Genomic DNA, 18,393 nt, shown 5'->3' with positions numbered 1-18,393 from the left:
GTTTGTTCCAGTAGGGATGGTTAATCGGTCATACTATTGCCGGCTCAAGACGGTCTGCTCAACGTAGACCCATTTTATGCGGTCTTGCCATCACTCAGTTTCGTCAAGAGACTCATCAGTGGATTTTTTACCTGCCAGGGCGATCGCAATGGCATCTACCACTCTCGCAACAGGAAAAATCTCCATGCCCAAGTCAGGTAAGACTTGCCCTTTGGGGACGATCGCCTGCTTAAAGCCGAGTTTTGCTGCTTCTTTCAGCCGCAACTCCATCTGCGACACGGGGCGTACCTGACCACCCAAGCCGACTTCCCCAATTAAGACCATCCGCGGATCAACAACTCGATCGCGGAAACTTGCCACCACTGCGATCGCAACCCCCAAATCAGCAGCCGGTTCCCCTACACTCAAGCCACCCGATGATGCAACGTAAGCATCCAGCTTTGAGAGGGGGATACCCACGCGCTTTTCCAGCACTGCTAGAATTTGCAGCAGTCGATTGTATTCGATGCCTGTGGTCGATCGTCGGGGCGAACTGTAGCTCGTCGGGCTAACCAACGCTTGCAGTTCAACGACAATTGGGCGCGTGCCTTCGCAGGCAACGATCGTCGCGCTCCCCGATGAAAACTCATCCCGATTGCCCAGAAACAGCTCTGAGGGATTCAGCACTTCCTGTAACCCCTCATCCACCATCTCAAACACACCAATTTCGTGCGTCGCCCCAAAGCGGTTTTTCACTGATCGCAACAAACGATGGCTGGCAAATCGATCGCCCTCAAAGTACAGCACTGTATCCACCAGATGCTCCAGCACTTTAGGACCGGCGATCGCCCCTTCCTTCGTCACATGCCCCACAATAAACAGCGTAATATTCTGCCGCTTTGCCATCTGCATTAGCACTGACGTACACTCCCGCACCTGCGCTACTGAACCGGGAGCCGATGACAACGCACTAAAGTACAGTGCTTGAATACTGTCAATTACTGCCACATGGGGCTTCAGCGACTCTAGCTCTGCCAGAACGGTGTCGAGATCGGTTTCGGGCAAAAGATAGAGGTTGGAGGGTTCGGAGAGCTGAGGACTGGAGTCTGAGGACTGCGTTTTGCCTTCTAACGTTTGCCGTTTGCCTTGCTGCTCCTTTGCTACCCTCTCGTCCCCTACTCCCAACCGCTGTGCTCTTAACTTCACCTGTTGGGCTGACTCTTCGGCACAGACGTAAAGAGTACGATAGCTTTGAGACATACGGTTAGCAGTTTGTAGCAGCAGGGTCGATTTGCCGATACCAGGGTCACCGCCAATGAGTACTAGGGAGCCAGGGACAATGCCGCCGCCTAAGACGCGATCGAGTTCAACATAGCCAGACGAGAGGCGAGCCTGAGGATGGTCAGAAATTTGTGCCAGTGTAAGGGCAGCTTTGGGCTGTGCCGGTAGCTGTCGGGTTGCCGAGGTACGGCTACCAACGCGGGCAGCACCCGGACGAGCGGCAACGGTCGTAGTGGAAAGAGGCTGTTCTTCTAGTGCATTCCAACTATTGCAGGCAGGGCATTTGCCAAAGTATTGAGAAGACTCTGCGCCACATTGGTTACAAACGTAGTGCGATCGAAGTTTCGGCATTCTTTATGAGGAAAGGTAGAAGTACTTATAGCAGTGAGAATGCTCCCAAATAGAATATTAAGAAAGTCCGAAGTGCTTTAAGGGAGACAATTTTAGCGTTCCGAACCAAATTAAATCGGGTATTATCTTTAATGATAAAGTACAGAAATTAATGTTTCTAAAACAAGCTTAAGGAGTCTATTAACTTGGAAAATCACAAAGAAAAAATACTAGTAGTTGATGATGAAGCAAGCATTCGTCGCATTTTAGAAACACGCCTCTCAATGATTGGCTACGACGTGGTAACAGCGGCTGATGGTGAAGAGGCGCTTGACACCTTTCGTAATGCTGACCCCGACCTGGTGGTGCTGGATGTCATGATGCCAAAGCTGGATGGCTACGGCGTTTGTCAAGAGTTGCGGAAAGAATCTGATGTGCCCATCATTATGCTAACGGCATTGGGCGACGTTGCCGATCGCATCACCGGATTGGAACTGGGTGCGGATGATTATGTGGTCAAACCCTTTTCGCCCAAAGAGCTAGAAGCGCGGATTCGCTCTGTGCTCCGACGAGTTGAAAAAACGGGCACTACGGGCATTCCTAGCTCTGGTGTGATCCACATCAATAGCATTCGCATCGACACCAATAAGCGTCAGGTCTACAAAGGCGACGAGCGTATTCGGCTGACTGGCATGGAGTTTAGCCTGCTGGAACTGTTGGTAAGCCGCTCTGGGGAAGCGTTCTCGCGCTCGGAAATCTTACAAGAGGTTTGGGGCTATACACCTGAACGCCATGTTGATACCCGCGTTGTCGATGTACATATTTCGCGCCTCCGCGCCAAACTTGAGGACGACCCCAGCAATCCAGAGTTAATTCTGACCGCTCGTGGCACAGGGTATCTCTTTCAGCGCATTCTTGAACCTGGCGAAACGGAGTGAACCAAACTCCTGTTACAGGCTTGTATGCTTAAAGGGAGAAGGTCTACCGCTTAGATGCTCATGCAAATTTATTTGGACTACAGCGCTACGACACCCACTCGTCCAGAGGCGATCGCGGCAATGCAAGCTGCCCTGAGTGAGCAGTGGGGCAATCCGTCCAGCCTCCACGTTTGGGGGCAACGTGCTGCCATTGTGGTCGAGCGCGCTAGGGTGCAAGTGGCGCGGCTAATTAATGCGCCTGCTGAGTCGATCGTCTTTACCGCTGGTGGCACCGAAGCAGATAATCTTGCGATTATGGGTGTTGTGCGCCAGTATGCCACACCGCAGCACATGATTATTTCCAGTGTGGAACATTCAGCGATCGCCGAGCCTGTGCGCTGGTTAGAACAGTTAGGCTGGCAGGTTACACGCTTACCTGTCGATGCTCAAGGACGGGTGAATTCTCTGGATCTGAGGGCAGCACTGCAAGAAAATACGGTGCTGGTGTCAATCATTTATGGTCAGAGTGAAGTTGGCACCCTACAGCCCATTCAAGCGTTGGGGACGATCGCTCGTGCTCATGGTGCTGTGTTTCATACTGATGCTGTTCAGGTCGCCGGACGCTTGCCACTGGATATGCAGCAGTTACCCGTTGATTTACTGTCATTGTCCAGCCATAAGCTGTATGGTCCTCAAGGCGCAGGTGCGCTGTATGTACGTCCTGGTGTAACGCTGCTGCCGCTAGTCAGCGGTGGTGGTCAAGAAGCAAAGCTACGATCGGGCACTCAGGCTGTACCCGCGATCGCAGGCTTTGGCGTTGCGGCTGAGTTGGCGATGCAGGAAATGGCGATCGAAACACCACGATTAATGCACTTGCGCGATTACCTCTTTGAGCAATTAGCTGATGTACCGGGATTGTTACCCACAGGCGTAAGCGGAGCAGCGCTCAAAACAGCCTCTGCAAGCCGCCTGCCTCATCATGCCAGTTTCTACCTGCCATCTGCCGACGGCGAAACGCTCAACGGTAAAACGCTGGTGCGTCAGATGAATCTTGCTGGCATTGGCATTAGTGCTGGCTCTGCCTGTCACAGTGGCAAATTGTCTCCTAGCCCAATTCTGCAAGCGATGGGCTACAGCGATCGTGCGGCGAAAGCGGGTATCCGTCTGACCTTGGGCAGACAAACGATCGCAGCAGACATCGACTGGACCGTCATGGTGCTTAAGCAAGTCCTTGCCCGACTGGCCCCAGAGCCGTCTTTGTTAAGAATCTAATACGTAACAGTCTCAAGCGATTGCTATTCTGCTGACGGGTAAAATTGCTGAGAATTCCGTCGCTGCTGGTGGGAATTCTAGTAGAAATGTTTCTACCTGGCACTTAGGCTCTCATGAGCACGTTTCCTGATTTTACAGACTATGGCTACCAGATCGAGCGTGAGCTAGGGAACAACCGTTCCAATGGTCGAGTGACGTACTTGGCGATCGACCAGAGTACTCAAACCTCTGTTGTCATTAAGCAATTTCAGTTTGCTCAGGCAGAGTCTACCTGGTCAGACTATCAGCAGTATGAGCAAGAAATTAAGCTGCTGCAACGCCTCAAGCATCCCAGTATTCCACATTTCCTCAGCTCGTTTGAAATGCCAACAGGCTTCTGCTTGGTGCAGGAATATAAACAGGCACCCTCATTAGCGCAACGCCGTATATGGACACTGTTTGAAGTTCGACAAATTGCTGAAGCATTGCTGAACGTGCTGATCTACTTGCAGCAGCAACAGCCAGCCATTATCCATCGCGATATCAAGCCAGAAAATATTTTGGTTGATCGCCAGGACACCTTCAAAGTCTACCTGGTGGATTTTGGTTTTGCCCGCCTGGGTAGTGGAGATATTGCGGCTAGTAGTGCGGTCAAAGGCACGCTGGGCTTTATGCCGCCAGAGCAACTGTTTAACCGTGAGCTAACCATTGCCTCAGATTTGTACAGTCTGGGTGTAACGCTCCTCTGTCTTTTGACGGGAACCCGATCGCCAGATGTCGGGCAACTCATCAACGAGAACTACAGTATCGCGTTTGACAAGTTGCCCAAGCAAGGAAGATCGCTTCAGCCCTGGTTGGCGGCGATGACCGCACCCAAAGTCGTAAATCGCTATCCAGACGCACGATCGGCACTGCAAGCCTTGCGTCAAGTTGATCTCGCGGCGACATCTGGCTTTTGGACGGCTCTGCCCGTTGTGTCGTTGAGCCTACCAACCGTAAAACCATCGTCTGTCGCTATTATCCTCACCACGGCGATCGCGCTTTCCCTAACAACATGGCAATTTCTCAAGCACAATCAGGTTCCCTCCGTCTCTCAAGCTAGTTACTATAAGCTAGTAAATCAAGCCAACCTGTTTGTGGAAGAAGGGCAATATAACAGTTCCTTATTTGAAAGTGCTTTACCGCTTTATGAAAGCGCAATTCGCATGAATCCCAAGCAGCCCGAAGCCTGGTATCGAAAAGGGTTAGTGCTAACGTACTTACGCCGTCATCAAGAAGCACTCGCTTGCTTTGAAGCTGCTTTGCAACCCGCTATGGAAATGGAAACCTTTCCCGCCGAACGAATTTGGCGGCAGAAAGGGTTAACACTTGCCAGACTGCAACAAACCGCCGCAGCAATGGCTGCCTACGATCGCGCCCTGCAAATTAACCCCAATTTGTCAGAAGCCAGCCTTGAACGAGCGATACTCATGCGAGGCGATACAATGTTTAGCCCTTAACTTCATCGCTCATTGCTCAACAGCATTAGTCTATTTCATCAACTGGCGGACAAAAAGCTGCGGTTTCGCTGGTAGCCGAAACAACCGTCAACAAAACCGCAGTGATCATTAAAGCGCTTCAACAGACTAATGCTTCAGCGTCAATGATTCAGTTAGAGCCGCTTTAAGCACCGGTGCTTTGTCAAGCTGCTCCCACGGCAAATCCAGATCAGTGCGTCCCATGTGACCGTATGCTGCCACATCTTGATAAAAGCGCCCGTTGCGATCGCCTGGTAAATGGCTTAAGTTAAAGGTCTGAATGATGCCAGCTGGTCGGAGTTCAAAGTGCTCTTTGACCAATTCGAGCAGGCGATCGTCGCTGATCTTACCGGTATCAAAGGTGTCGATCATAATGCTGACCGGACGTGCTACACCGATCGCATAACTGAGCTGCACTTCGCATCGATCTGCCAGACCCGCTGCCACAATGTTCTTCGCAACATAGCGACATGCATAGGCAGCACTGCGATCGACTTTAGTAGGGTCTTTGCCTGAAAAAGCACCGCCACCATGCCGGGAGTAGCCACCGTAGGTATCCACGATAATCTTACGTCCCGTTAGTCCAGAATCTCCTTGAGGACCACCAATCACAAATTTGCCTGTTGGATTGACCAAAAAGCGAGTATCGCGATCGGGTTTCACATCAATGTCCATGAAGACAGGTAGCACTACCAATGTCCATAGATCTTCCTTAATCTTTGCTTGGACTGCCGCTTCGTCTGTAATCTCCCCAATGGTCGCCGTATGCTGGGTTGAGACGAGAATGGTATCAATGCCGATCGGTCGGTTGTCTTCATACAAAACCGTTACCTGAGTCTTGCCATCAGGGCGCAGGTAGGGTAGCTGACCCGTCTTGCGAACGGTTGCAAGACGCCGCGAAACCCGGTGCGCTAACGAGATGGGTAGCGGCATCAACTCTGGCGTTTCGTTACAGGCAAACCCAAACATAATGCCCTGATCACCAGCACCAATCAGATCAAGCTCTTCGTCGCTTGCCTGTTCGCGAGTTTCCTGGGCAGTATCCACACCCTGAGCAATATCAGGCGACTGAGCATCCAGAGCTACCAGCACGGCACAGCTATTTGCTGAGAAACCACAATCGGCACCGGAGTAGCCAATTTCAGCGATTTTTTGCCGAGCTAGATCAATATAGTTCACCTTAGCTTTAGAGCTAATTTCGCCTGTGATCAGAACAAGACCTGTATTGACCACCACCTCAGCAGCCACCCGACTTGCAGGATCTTGAGCCAGCAGGGCGTCTAAAATTGTGTCTGAGATTTGGTCACAGATTTTATCTGGATGACCTTCGGTCACTGATTCAGAAGTAAAGAGATAGCGGCGGGACAAGCGTCAATCCTCTCTGGCAAACGACTAAAAACAATCAATTAAGCATAATTGCTACAAGTCAGCAGATTATAGCATTGGAGCTTGACCGGAATGATCGCCTTCTTCGATCGGAATCCCGTAAAATTCATGCTTGTACTACCCTTAATGACTAAAGCTGTAGAAGGTATGATGGGTCAGCTCAATCACAACGACTGTCCTTTACCCGCCAGTACAAGACTTGCAGGCTTTCCATGTCCACCTAACTGACAACGAGCATTAGCGTTAAGGAAGCTAACTTGATTGAATCGATTTAGAAAAGAATATAGAAGTTCTATCTAGAGAAGGCAAGTAGCTGGAGAAGACAAGTAGGCAACATTCCCTACAAGTTTTCATCATGCAGCTTGCTTCAGCGAGGCTACTCAAGAATCTGGATATCTGAAAACTGCGCGATCAAAGCATCTGCCTGCTGCAATGATGTCGATCGTGTCCAACCCCATGTCACACCAACGCAACCTGCCGCCTTTGCCGTCTTTGCCATTTGCATATCAGCAGTAGCATCACCAATCACCAGCACTGTTTCCGGTGCAACCCCTAGTAAGGTACAAGCTTGATAAAAAACGGTTGGATCAGGCTTGCCAGGGGTACTGTCAATCCCCAAGCTAACTTGCACCCAAGCCCCCAGTTCATAACGCTCCACAAAATCTTTGACATTTGCAGTCGTATCGGCTGACACAATGCCGACCCGTAGCCCAGCAGTTGTCAAGGCTTGCAAAACCTCGCGTGCGCCTTCAAACAAGGGCGTATTGTCTGCCTTGCGCTGAAAGACTCGCTCGGCTTCTGTAAACGCCGAGCGCACTAATGTAAGTGACTCAACCCAATCGCGCCCTGTCTCTGCTACATACGCCGCTGCCGCAATTTCGTTTTCCTGGCGCGTTCCTACTGCTAGCAATCCTGCTGGATTCAATTGATCTCCGTTCAGCCCAAAAGCCATTAGCAGCGGCTCTTGTACGCCAGGAATTTGAGCATCAATCAAGCGCGATCGCTTTTGTCCCAAACTTCGCAAGAATGTTTGTGAATCTGCCAGGGTACCGTCCTTATCAAACAGCACCGCTTGAATTGACGAAAATTGAACATGACCGCACTGAATAGTAGCCAAGGCAGAGACTCCAAATCAAAAAATTCGCGCTGGTTTGCAGAGCTTTAGCAAGTAAGTCTAGGACTAGGAACATAAGCTGAGGCAACCTACCCTTTGCTCCCATAAGCTTTTATGTGTTGCCTGGTACTCTAAAGGCAGCAGCTAGTGTTCTACTAACGATCGCTACTCCAAAAAAAAGAGGGGATACCCCCCTCTTTGGGCGACAGATGCTTATATCTGTCTGCCCTTGTCTCGGTTGAAGCCTTACAAAGCCAGCGGTTACTCCGCAGCAGAAGGAAGTTCTTCTAGCTCGACCTCTGGAATCGTTACAGCGATCGACTGCTGTTGTTGAGCAGCAAGTACCTGTTCACGGTACTTAGCCGCCATTTCCTCTGCCTTGTCGTAGACAACCTGTGGGTTCTTCACCATGTCACCGGGCTCTGGTTCCAATTGCTTGGTAGAGAGCGAAATTCGACCCCGCTCTGCATCCAGATCAATGATCATTACCTTCACCTCATCATTAACGTTAAACACGCTATGAGGGGTATCAATATGATCATGAGAAATCTCGGAGATGTGCAGTAGACCGCTGACACCTCCAATATCTATAAAAGCACCGTATGGCTTGATGCCACGAACGGTACCAATCACAACCTCGCCAACCTCCAAGCGGTTCATCTTACGCTCAACTAACGCCCGACGATGGCTCAGTACCAGACGATTCCGTTCTTCATCAACTTCAAGAAACTTCAGTGGCAGTTCTTCACCCACCAAATCTTCCTTCGGCTTCCGAGTGCTAATGTGAGAGCCAGGAATAAAGCCGCGCAGACCCTCGATCCGCACTAACGCACCACCGCGATTGGTAGCGAAAACGCTAGAGCGTACAGTCGCGTCTTCGGCTTGAAGCTGCCGTACTCTTTCCCACGCACGCATATACTCAATGCGTCGAATTGAGAGAGTGAGCTGTCCGTCTTCGTTTTCGTCAGCAAGAATGAAAAACTCGCGAGTTTCATTAGACTGCAACACCTCTTCAGGACCGTCAATCCGATTAATTGACATTTCCTGGATGGGGATATATGCAGCCGTTTTCGCGCCAATGTCAATCAGTGCGCCTCTTGGCTCAAGACTAAACACTGTTCCAGCGACCACATCACCTGGACTGAAGTGGTAGTCATACTTATCAAGTAAGGCAGCGAAATCCTCGTGGGTAAAGCCAACATCTATTTCTGTCGTTTCCTGATTGACCATGCGAATCGTTTCCTGGTAGTTATCTCCGTAAAATTTTGCCTCCTGTCGATGTATACGCACATTGCAGTTGTGCTGACTACACCTACATTTCTCTCAACTGTCGATGAGAGAGCTAAATTTGGATAAATTAGTGGCTCAGAAGAACCATGATAACCGATGTCAGGTAACTCAACACACCCTTTTACGATCGGCTTAAGATGTTTCATCACAAATTTAGCAAGGAGGCAACGCATGAAAAGCGCTTGCTCTTCGCCTAGCATAGCGAATGCTTGAACTGATGGTAGGGGCGATTGTGCGGTACGAGCAGTGCCAGTATTTTAGTAGTGCTCTGCCTAGTGACGAGCAGTCGGGGGCTGTGATGAAGCAAGCACTGATGTATCAGCGGCATTCTCAAGCGGGTTAAGCGGTAAATCATCTGTCGCTTGTGCCGAGTCTGAATTGCTGCGAAGGTGGTTAAGCGTATCCACAAAGTCGCGAATGCCCTGAAACTTGCGATAGACCGATGCAAAGCGAATATAAGCAACTTCACTCAGACTTGGCAAACTTTGGAGCACCAATTCGCCAATTTCGGAGCTGTTAACTTCACGGACAGCACGCTGCTGTAATTCGGCTTCAATCTCATCCACCAAATTTTCAAGCTGCACCGAGGAAATACCTGTTTTTTCACAAGCACGCACAATGCCACGCAAAAGCTTGAAGCGATCGAAAGATTCGCGATCGCCATCTCGCTTAATTACAGTAATGGGCACAAACTCAATGCGTTCATAGGTTGTAAAGCGACGCTCACACCGCAGGCATTCCCGTCGTCGTCGCACACTTTGACCCGCTTCTGCTGAACGCGACTCAAGAACACGATTTTCAGTGTATTGGCAAAAGGGACACCGCATGACTAGGGAAAACTCCGGGCGGAAGGAACAAAGCTGAGGAAGGCGTATGCGATACCGTTATAAACGCCAATGGTTGAAATGACACAAATCAAGCGAACTAAAATTTTCCTGTTATCATCCGCTGATTGCTGTTGCCAATTATTAAGGACAGGAGTGCTGAAGCAGTAGAGATGATATCGCTCTAACCATAAGCCTCTCTTTTGCCCTTAACTTATAGGACGACTGCGGTAAAACTTAAACACTACGCTGTTCAGTAGCTGGGCGTAGTTATTTATAAGTGGCATTTCGACTTCGCTTAATGCTCTCAGTCCTATGTGTCAGCGGGTTAAGCGCAGCCGAAACCCGGTCTCTCAGTGGTGCTTAATTTAGCCCTCCTACCTACATTAGCCCGATCATACAATTTTCATTAATTATGCCTGATTTGACTCGTTAGTTTGTGAAGCAGTCAGTAGTAAGGGCAGGATTTAAAGCTGCAAGCTAACTGTGACAGCCTGTTTCCATTCGCGCCCCTCCCTACCTCTACCCCTCTACCCCTTCCACAGGCACTATGACTCACCCCTTTGAAACTTGCTGTAAAACCGGGTCGCAGCCACCTCAACCGGAAGCAAAATTGCGATCGAGGCGTGTGAAAATCCCTCTAGAGAAACTAGGATGTGTAGAAGGGCATCTAACGTTGGATGGTGCAAGCTTGCTATGACGTTGTTATAAGAGGGTTGATGAGGGGCAATCTGGAGCAAACTTACAGAACTAAGCATAGGAAGTGCTAAAAGATCGACTGAACAACGTCGGCTTTTGGTGCGCGTTTGTTCTCTAGGGTGGCGTCCAAATATGCAGGGGCTTTGAGGTTGCTGCTGCCTTGTTTAAAGTTTGAGAGCTGCGATCGACGTGGCTTAGGATACTGCCTCTAGTAAGCGATCGTCCGGCAGAGCAAAAAACTGAGCGATCGCGGGTGAGATCCCTTTGCTTAAAACGCTTGGAGCCATTGTGATGAAGGTTGGCAAATTAGGGCGTTAGAGAAGGTGTCACCAAGGGCAACCTTAGTGAGGACTCGTTAATGGATTGTGCTGAATTGGAGTTCGAGTATCACACCGCTGATCAATTGCTTTCACATTGCCGCTGGACTCAGAACACGCTTCCGAGTGCTCAAGATCTCAATTTGTGCCGCTTTCTGCGTCTTCTTTCAACGTTGAAACTCTTACTAACTAAGATCGGTACTTCAGTTCTGGCTCCTAAAAACCAACGTGTGCGTAGCCGTAGTGGCGTGCAGCCCGCTGAACGTTGTGGAGCGATGCAGGCAACAAAGAAACAACAGTCGGTGCTACAGGACGATCGGTTTACGCAGGGGTGCCCAACGCTAACGTTGAAACAAGGCTGCATATGTCAATACTGGTTCATCCGGCTACCCTCCCGGTTGGAGGGCACGGCATGAAAACGCCCCCACCCAAAAAGCCAACCTTACTGGTCGTCGACGACGAACCAGATAACTTGGATTTGCTGTACCGCACATTTCATCGTGAGTTCAAGGTTTTAAGAGCTGAGAACGGACCAACTGCCCTTGAGCTTCTGGCAAAGGAGGGCGATGTTGCCGTAATTATTTCTGATCAACGAATGCCGTTGATGAGCGGGACAGAGTTTTTGAGCTTAACCGCAACTCAGTATCCCGACATTATGCGGATTATTCTAACGGGGTATACCGATGTTGAAGATCTGGTCGATGCAATCAACTCGGGCAAGGTGTTCAAATATGTCACAAAGCCGTGGGATGACGAGGAACTGAAGGGCGTGGTACGTCAGGCGGCAGATACCCACAACGTACTAAAGACACGAACGCGAGAATTGCGGCGATCGCTGCGTCAAGAATCATTACTCAACGCCGTTACCAGTACGATTCGGAGTGATCTTAGCTATCGCCAAATTTTGCATACGATCGGTGAAACGGTTGGTCACATCCTGGAAGTAAGCAGTTGCGTTGTGCGTCCATTTCAGGATGGGTATATGGATGACGACTGGTTTGTGTATGTGAGTGCACAAGCCGCTGTCGCTGATGCGGATGGGCTAGCGAAACAGAAAGCAGCACTAGCGCAGACAGTTTGGGAAACCCACACTGTTGAAGTGATTCAGGCTGTTGAGACGGACGATCGCCTCAATAACGAGCATCCAGACATCCAGGCGCGTCGGCAGGTTTACACAGAGGCAGGGATACGGTCTAGCTTGCTGGTGCCGCTAGTTTGCCAGCAAGAATTGATGGCAGTGTTGGCGCTGCATCAGTGTGGTGAACCACGTACCTGGCAGGACGACGAAGTACAACTGCTGACGATGGTGGCAGACCAGGCAGCACTGGCGCTCTTTCAGGCGCGTACCTACGAGCAGGTGCGGGCGCTGGCAAAACGAGAAGCGCTAATTAACACAATTACAACTGCCATTCGGTCTAGCCTTGATCCCCAAGAAATTTTTGCGGCAATTACCCAGCAGCTTGGGCAGGCACTCCATGCCGATGGATGCGCGCTGTCACTATGGACGCGGGAAGATGAGTTTGTCCAGCTCGTAGGGCTGCATGATGCGGCTCAGGCTGGTTGGTCAGCGTCGTCGGTAGCAGACGCGCCTGCTGCAATCGGTGCTAGTAGCAAAACCCACTCGGTTTTTCCTTCGTCGGCAGAAGACGCAACACCACGTCCGTTGCCACAATCTACAGTGCCGATCGAGGGCAATCCCGTCCTCCGGCAACTCTTGCTTACCCAACAACCTGTGGTACTAAGCGATCTAGAACAAAGTACAGGCATGACGGTGACCGAACAGCCGTTTCGCAACCCAGCACGGGCGTTGCTGGTGGTACCGCTCATTCTAGATGGTCAAATTATTGGCAGCATTTCACTGCGGCAAAATCGCCAGCCCCGTCGCTGGTTGTCTTCAGAAATTGAATTGGCGCAGGCAGTCGCAGTGCAGGCAGCGATCGCGGTACACCAATCTCGCCTCTATCAAAAAACGCGTCAACAGGCAGAACAGCTACTGGAACTAGACCAGCAAAAAACAGAGTTCTTCCAAAATATTTCGCACGAATTTCGCACGCCCCTGACGCTAATGATTGGTCCGCTAGAGTCGGTGATCGCCCAGCAGCAAGGCTTATCTCACGACCAGGCAACGGTTGCACTGCGAAACTCACGCCGCCTACTGCGATTGGTCAACCAACTGCTAGACCTACAACGGTTAGATGCAGGGCGAATGCAGCCCAGTTTCCGCCCCTGCGATATGGCAGATTTTGTCAGTCAAACGGTTGATTCCTTCCGCCCCTACTGCGACAAAAAGGGCATAACCCTTGCAACCAACCTCACCCCTTGCCCCCAGGTTTACTTAGACCTGGAAAAGTTTGACAAGGTGCTGTACAACTTGTTGTCCAACGCGATGAAATTTACTCCAGAGGGCGGCAAGATTACGGTTATGCTTCAGCCTGCCGGGGATCACTGCCTGCTCAAAGTAACCGATACAGGCATTGGCATTCGTACCGACCAAATTCCGCATTTGTTTGAGCGGTTTCGACAGGCAGAAGGTTCAGCAAACCGTAGCTATGAGGGCAGCGGTTTAGGACTGGCGCTGGTGAAAGAACTGGTCGATTTACATGGTGGGCAAATTTCGGTCGAGTCTGTTTATGGTGAAGGCACAACGTTTACTGTTTGGCTTCAAACAGGCATGTCGCACTTGCCGCCGCAACAGTTGATTGAGGTGCAGGCCGAAGCTCAGCCAAATCGTGCCTCGGTGGAGCTAGCAGACGTTGAGATGGAGCTACAGGAGGATAGCGTTGAGGATGTATCCACTCTACCGACCACGCTTCCTATAGCGTCTGATGCCTCACGCATTTTGATCGTGGATGACAACCCTGACTTGCGAACGTATGTTTCAACCATTTTGCGTGAAAAAGGCTATCGGGTGTGGACGGCTCGTAACGGCGCTGAGGGCTTTCAGACCGCGCAAACTCATCGTCCGCAACTGATTGTTAGCGACCTAATGATGCCGCTGGTATCAGGTCTTGATATGATTCGGATGATTCGGGAGGAGGATGAGCTGAAAGGCATTCCCATCATTCTTTTGACTGCTAAAGCAGATGAGGATACCCGGATTGAAGGTGTGGAGCGTGGAGCCGATGCGTACTTGTCAAAACCGTTCAGCGATCGCGAACTCCTGGCAGAAGTCCGTAACCTTTTGGCGCTAAAAGCTAATGAGCAGCGTGTAGCGGAACTCAATACTTACCTTACAGAATCTGTCTTAAAACGATTCTTGCCGCCATCCCTGGTACAACGCGCTGCCCGGGGCGAATTGTCGCTCGATCTGAGACCGGAGCCACGCCTAGTAACCGTGTTGTTTAGCGACATTATTGGCTTTACGCAACTGTCTAATACACTGCGATCGCGCCGCGTTGCCGAGCTTTTGAACGAGTACCTGGCAGAAATGACCCGTGCTGTTTTTGACAATGGCGGTACAGTGGATAAATTTATGGGCGATGCGATTCTGGCATTGTTTGGCTCTCCTGAGGAGATGACACCCAACGAACAGGTACGTCGCGCGATCGCCGCCGCCCGTCAGATGCAGCGATCGCTACATCTGCTGAATGAACGTTGGCTGGCACAAGGTATTAGTCAAGTGCAGTTTCGCTGTGGCATCCATCAGGGTACGGCTGTTGTGGGGATGTTTGGTGGGGCGGAGCGATCGGACTACACTGCGATCGGTCCTAGCGTTAACATTGCTTCCCGCATTCAAGAAGCCGCCGAACCTGACTGCATTCTGGTCTCTGCCGCTGTCGCTGACTATTTGGAGCAGGACGAAATCACTAAGTTCAGCCCACTACGACTAAAAGGTGTGGATGAAACCGTTCTTACCTTTGCCGTTACATCAGAACCAAGTTTGCATAGTCGCCTGCGGAATGGGGAGTAGTCGGGAGCCGGGGGCAGCAAGGGTTAGGTCAGGAAGGGAAGACGCTCAAAACCTGGAACTCAAAACCTAAGACTTTAGCCTTTGACCCCAGGCAAACTTTGCTTCTGTAGTCGCGTAAAGTCCCTTCTGCAAGCCGTTACACAAACAGCATCTAAGAAATGCGAAGCGTCTCCAACGGAGTCGTTTGATTGATCGCTGCTTAACCAGGAAGTGTAGCCTCAAAATTCCCCTCCCTCGCTTCCTCTGCTCCGCCTTTGCCCCCCTGCTCCTCTCTCCTTCCCTACCTACCGCTGCCCAGTTTTGGCTTTCTGCAACTGCTGTTCTGCTTTGGTTGCCCACGGATTGTTACCTTGTTTGGCGTAGAGATCTTTGGCATAGGTCAGCACTTTTTGCGCGTCGGTGAACTTGCTCTGGCGCATGAAGACAAGTCCAGCCGCATAGTAGGCGTTAGCGTAGTTAGAGTTGGCTTCTGCCGATCGCCGGAAAGCATTTAGCGCTCCGTCTAGATCACCTTGGGCAAAGAGCAGTGAGCCAAGATTATAGTGAGCTTCGGCATAGTTTGGCTCAATTTTGATGGCTTGCTCAAAGGCAGCGCGGGCTTCTTTTGTTTTGCGCTGCTGTGTGTAAACCATACCCAAATGGTAGGCAGGTTCAGGAGCCGTGGGGCTGAGTTCGATCGCCTTGCGGTAGGCGTTAATTGCTGGGTCTAAGTTGCCCTGCCGCTCTAGCACCAGTCCTAAATTGTAGTGAGCCAGACCCAGTTTAGGGTTGAGTTCGACAGAGCGTTGCAAGTAATCTTTTGCCTGGGGCAGGTTGTTGCCTTCTAGGAGGGCGGCTCCCAGGTTGGCGTAGGCAAGTGCAAAGGTAGGATCTGCTTGCGTGGCTTGATAAAAGGCTGTAGCGGCGGGTTGAAGCTGCCCTTGTTGACGCAATGCGAGACCCAGGTTGTAGTGAGCTGCCGACAGTTGGGGGTTAAGCTGAGTCGCACGACGAAAAGCGGCGATCGCGTCATTCAGCTTTCCCTGTTGAATGTACTGGATGCCTTCATTAACAGCACTTTCGGCAGTTTGGGTGACCTGAGCAACCTGAACGTTTGGCAGTGTTATACCTGGCTGTGGTAGTGCCAGCATACTACCCAAGATTACTAACCCAATCAATTCACTGAGGTGCCGTTGCCGCTGTGCTTGCATAGATTCATGCCTAATGTCTGATAGTCAAATGCCTGTTAGCCGAATGCCTGTTAGCCGAGTATTGATTTAACTGATCCTCCGGTAGCTGCTATCGCCATTCACCAGGCAAATATCACTAGGCAAACAGATGTGGAGCCAGCGAATGGTGACGCTATTTTACAGGAAGGAGCGTAAACCTAACTCTCAAGCCTGCTGAACTTTCATGCGGTCAGGCGATCGTGTTTGGAGTATACCGCTACATCTAGTGAAGGCATTACCTATAATCTGGTTACGAACGACAACAACATCCTTACAACATTGCCTTGCATCACTACTAAAACTAGATATCTAAGCCAGTGACGGTGAGCGCTGGCGAGTGTTCCACAGTGAACTGATAGGAAAGTTCCTGCTTCGCGTTTGGCTCTAATTGTAATGACCATTCTAAAAGCCCCATTTCGCCAAGCTGGGTTTGCGGGCTTGTGCGATGCAAACGAACTTTAATTTGTTCGTTGCGGCTGACTGGAAGTTGCTCAGAGAGTTTCAGCATTGCTTCCTGTTCACGTAAGTTCGTCACTACTAGACGATAGGCGTAGGTGAGTCGTCGCTGTCCGCCAATCAGTTGCTTCTCGACTTTGCGTTCAATCAAATCGCGGGTGATTTTCAGCCCTTCGTCAATGCCTAAGTTAAGCTTGAATTCCTGACCAGGGGCAACGTTCTCTAAGGGTGTAGTGCCAACAAAACGGTTGTCACGAAAGATATTTGCTTGACCGGCTAGCAGCGTTACGCCATCAGCAGGATTGGTGACGATCGCCTGTAAGTAGGCAAAGCTCACCAGCTTGGGCACAGCAATGTGTTCCAAATGAGACGGGTAATCATCATTGAAGATCGTAATTTTGTGCGATGCGCCATCGCCAGGGATGTTGTTGTTGCCATCGATCGCAAAGGTGACACCACCACCTTCGTTTGTGATTTGTGCCGATGGGGCTTCTGCGATGATCGCTTGCTGGGTTACCTCAAAAGCGTAGCTGCTTGCCATTGCTACCATCTCGTTCTCCTCATCCTTACCTCCGGGAGCGGCTGAAGCAACAGCACGGTTGCGAAACATCATAGGAGCGGAAGCGGGCGGTGGTAGGGGCTGATATACGTCCACGTACCAGGGTGTCAGGTTAGGAGGAAGGGTTCCCAGTCCCGGCTTGGCGGTTGAAAGGGTAAGGGCAACGGTACTCCAGTCTTCGCCAGTGGTCTGGTTCACTTCTGCAAGGTAAGTGAGATGAACCCGGCTATCTGTGCTGTCAACGCGCAAGTCGTAGAGGGGCTTCCAACTGGCACGATCGCACACATAGGAAACCTCCAACTCAAACTCTCCGGCTCCTGCGGGCGCAATGCCAACGGTCAAACTGTAGCTTTCTTTCGGGCGCGGCGTTTGAATCTGCTGCAACTGCTGGTAGAGCGCTTGTATTTGTTTTGTCAGTTGGGTCTGTTCTCGCTTGTGTTGGGCGATCGCGGCTGACAAATCACCATAGCGTTGTCCCACAAAGTTCAGTAGATTGCGAGTTTCGGCAAGACTGACCTGCTGTTGAGCCAGACTACGCGAAAAGCGATCGACTGCTTTTTCACTTAATCCCTCAATAAACTTGCGTTGGATTGCATCGGCAGCAATCCTGTCCTCAATCGTTTGCTTCTCATCAGTCAGTGCCTCAATCTGTGCCGTTAGTTGAGCGATGCGATCGACGACTGGTTCCGTTGCATAAATCCGCTCTGTCTGTACATCCCGTAGCTGCACGGCGACGTGACCAACCCCGCTTGCTCGTACCGATTCAGGTTTGAGCGTCAGCGGTAAATGGGTCAGCGTTAAGGCTTGCTCTTGCCCAGTCAGTGTTACCTTGCCCCGCCGTGTAATGAGCGCCTGATCGGTGTACACAGTCACGGCAACAATGTGGGTTTCTAAGGAAATAACGGTTGAAGGCGTTGCCGAAGTATCCACTGCCAGTTTTCTCAAAGTGCGACGCGATTGACCATGCCAACGCTAGCACATGGTATCAGGCAGCTTTGACCGCTCGATCGTTAGGCAGTACGTAACGCAGGCGATCGCCGTTAAGTACCTTTGGTTAAACGGCTTAAAGCACTTTCAAGGCTGGGCTAAGACTTGCCGTGATCGCTGCACCAGGCACTTTTGAAGCTGGTTTTGCGTCTGCTTCGTAACACGATGACCTTTACCAAAGATTTACACAACGGTAGCTCTATGCAAACCTATAAGGGGCAACACGCATCAATGGTTTAGTTTCAGCACGATCGCTGGCTAAGTGATTGCTAGATAGTAGTCATAGGCGATCGTTGCTTAATCCATTTGTGATGCACCGCAAGGATGCATGGCAATGTTGCGACTTAATCACGGGCACGCAGTCATCG

At 50.7% G+C, this 18,393-nt stretch carries 12 protein-coding genes; 5 read left to right on the top strand and 7 right to left on the bottom strand.

The window, feature by feature from the left end; genetic code table 11:
- Window positions 1-90: 90 nt before the first annotated feature.
- On the bottom strand, window positions 91-1,611 hold the full coding sequence (gene radA, locus H6F86_RS11405) for a DNA repair protein RadA (RefSeq protein WP_190448720.1): 1,521 nt from the start codon (window positions 1,609-1,611) through the stop codon (window positions 91-93).
- Between the two features lie 185 nt (window positions 1,612-1,796).
- On the opposite strand from radA, the gene rpaB reads away from it, so the two are divergent.
- The 3 genes from rpaB (at window position 1,797) to H6F86_RS11390 (ending at window position 5,257) form a co-directional block, all read left to right on the top strand.
- Window positions 1,797-2,528 (top strand): response regulator transcription factor RpaB, encoded by a 732-nt coding sequence (gene rpaB, locus H6F86_RS11400; protein WP_190448719.1) that lies wholly within the window; start codon window positions 1,797-1,799, stop codon window positions 2,526-2,528.
- A gap of 60 nt (window positions 2,529-2,588) precedes the next feature.
- Window positions 2,589-3,779, top strand: a complete 1,191-nt coding sequence (locus H6F86_RS11395; protein WP_190448718.1) for a cysteine desulfurase family protein — start codon at window positions 2,589-2,591, stop codon at window positions 3,777-3,779.
- Between the two features lie 113 nt (window positions 3,780-3,892).
- Window positions 3,893-5,257: a protein kinase gene (locus H6F86_RS11390; protein WP_190448717.1), complete on the top strand. Its 1,365-nt coding sequence runs from the start codon at window positions 3,893-3,895 to the stop codon at window positions 5,255-5,257.
- A gap of 126 nt (window positions 5,258-5,383) precedes the next feature.
- Here H6F86_RS11390 and metK read toward each other — a convergent pair whose 3' ends face one another.
- The 4 genes from metK to nrdR all read right to left on the bottom strand — a co-directional run bounded on the left by metK (window position 5,384) and on the right by nrdR (window position 9,892).
- The gene (gene metK, locus H6F86_RS11385) at window positions 5,384-6,643 is read right to left on the bottom strand and encodes a methionine adenosyltransferase (RefSeq protein WP_190448716.1); all 1,260 of its coding nucleotides are present in this window, start codon (window positions 6,641-6,643) and stop codon (window positions 5,384-5,386) included.
- A 394-nt stretch (window positions 6,644-7,037) separates the two neighbouring features.
- Window positions 7,038-7,778, bottom strand: a complete 741-nt coding sequence (locus H6F86_RS11380; RefSeq protein ID WP_190448715.1) for an HAD family hydrolase — start codon at window positions 7,776-7,778, stop codon at window positions 7,038-7,040.
- A gap of 258 nt (window positions 7,779-8,036) precedes the next feature.
- Window positions 8,037-9,005 carry a 30S ribosomal protein S1 gene (locus H6F86_RS11375; protein WP_190448824.1) on the bottom strand — a complete coding sequence of 323 codons (969 nt, stop codon included), beginning with the start codon at window positions 9,003-9,005 and terminating at the stop codon, window positions 8,037-8,039.
- A gap of 332 nt (window positions 9,006-9,337) precedes the next feature.
- Window positions 9,338-9,892, bottom strand: coding sequence for a transcriptional regulator NrdR (gene nrdR / locus H6F86_RS11370; RefSeq protein ID WP_190448714.1), 555 nt, complete (start codon window positions 9,890-9,892; stop codon window positions 9,338-9,340).
- A 1,054-nt stretch (window positions 9,893-10,946) separates the two neighbouring features.
- Between nrdR and H6F86_RS11365 the strand changes: the two genes are divergently transcribed.
- Window positions 10,947-11,321 (top strand): hypothetical protein, encoded by a 375-nt coding sequence (locus H6F86_RS11365; protein WP_190448713.1) that lies wholly within the window; start codon window positions 10,947-10,949, stop codon window positions 11,319-11,321.
- A complete protein-coding gene (locus H6F86_RS11360) occupies window positions 11,318-14,815 on the top strand; it encodes a response regulator (protein WP_190448712.1) in 3,498 nt (1,165 codons plus the stop codon). The genes H6F86_RS11365 and H6F86_RS11360 overlap by 4 nt, the downstream gene beginning before the upstream one ends.
- A 284-nt stretch (window positions 14,816-15,099) precedes the next feature.
- On the opposite strand, the gene H6F86_RS11355 is transcribed toward H6F86_RS11360, so the two are convergent.
- Window positions 15,100-16,005: a tetratricopeptide repeat protein gene (locus H6F86_RS11355; RefSeq protein ID WP_190448711.1), complete on the bottom strand. Its 906-nt coding sequence runs from the start codon at window positions 16,003-16,005 to the stop codon at window positions 15,100-15,102.
- A gap of 319 nt (window positions 16,006-16,324) precedes the next feature.
- Window positions 16,325-17,968: a mucoidy inhibitor MuiA family protein gene (locus H6F86_RS11350; RefSeq protein WP_190448710.1), complete on the bottom strand. Its 1,644-nt coding sequence runs from the start codon at window positions 17,966-17,968 to the stop codon at window positions 16,325-16,327.
- Window positions 17,969-18,393: the final 425 nt, after the last annotated feature.

The organism is Phormidium sp. FACHB-592, from assembly GCF_014695795.1.
Taxonomy (GTDB): Bacteria; Cyanobacteriota; Cyanobacteriia; order Leptolyngbyales; family Leptolyngbyaceae; genus Stenomitos.
The sequence above is the reverse complement of the archived record's forward strand: the minus strand, read 5'-3'. Positions and strand labels throughout refer to the sequence as shown.

Coding starts and splice junctions, on each gene's coding strand:
- radA (WP_190448720.1), bottom strand. CDS start 1,611: ATGCCGAAACTTCGATCGCACTACGTTTGTAACCAATGTGGCGCAGAG.
- H6F86_RS11395 (WP_190448718.1), top strand. CDS start 2,589: ATGCAAATTTATTTGGACTACAGCGCTACGACACCCACTCGTCCAGAG.
- H6F86_RS11390 (WP_190448717.1), top strand. CDS start 3,893: ATGAGCACGTTTCCTGATTTTACAGACTATGGCTACCAGATCGAGCGT.
- H6F86_RS11375 (WP_190448824.1), bottom strand. CDS start 9,005: ATGGTCAATCAGGAAACGACAGAAATAGATGTTGGCTTTACCCACGAG.
- nrdR (WP_190448714.1), bottom strand. CDS start 9,892: ATGCGGTGTCCCTTTTGCCAATACACTGAAAATCGTGTTCTTGAGTCG.
- H6F86_RS11365 (WP_190448713.1), top strand. CDS start 10,947: ATGGATTGTGCTGAATTGGAGTTCGAGTATCACACCGCTGATCAATTG.
- H6F86_RS11360 (WP_190448712.1), top strand. CDS start 11,318: ATGAAAACGCCCCCACCCAAAAAGCCAACCTTACTGGTCGTCGACGAC.
- H6F86_RS11355 (WP_190448711.1), bottom strand. CDS start 16,005: ATGCAAGCACAGCGGCAACGGCACCTCAGTGAATTGATTGGGTTAGTA.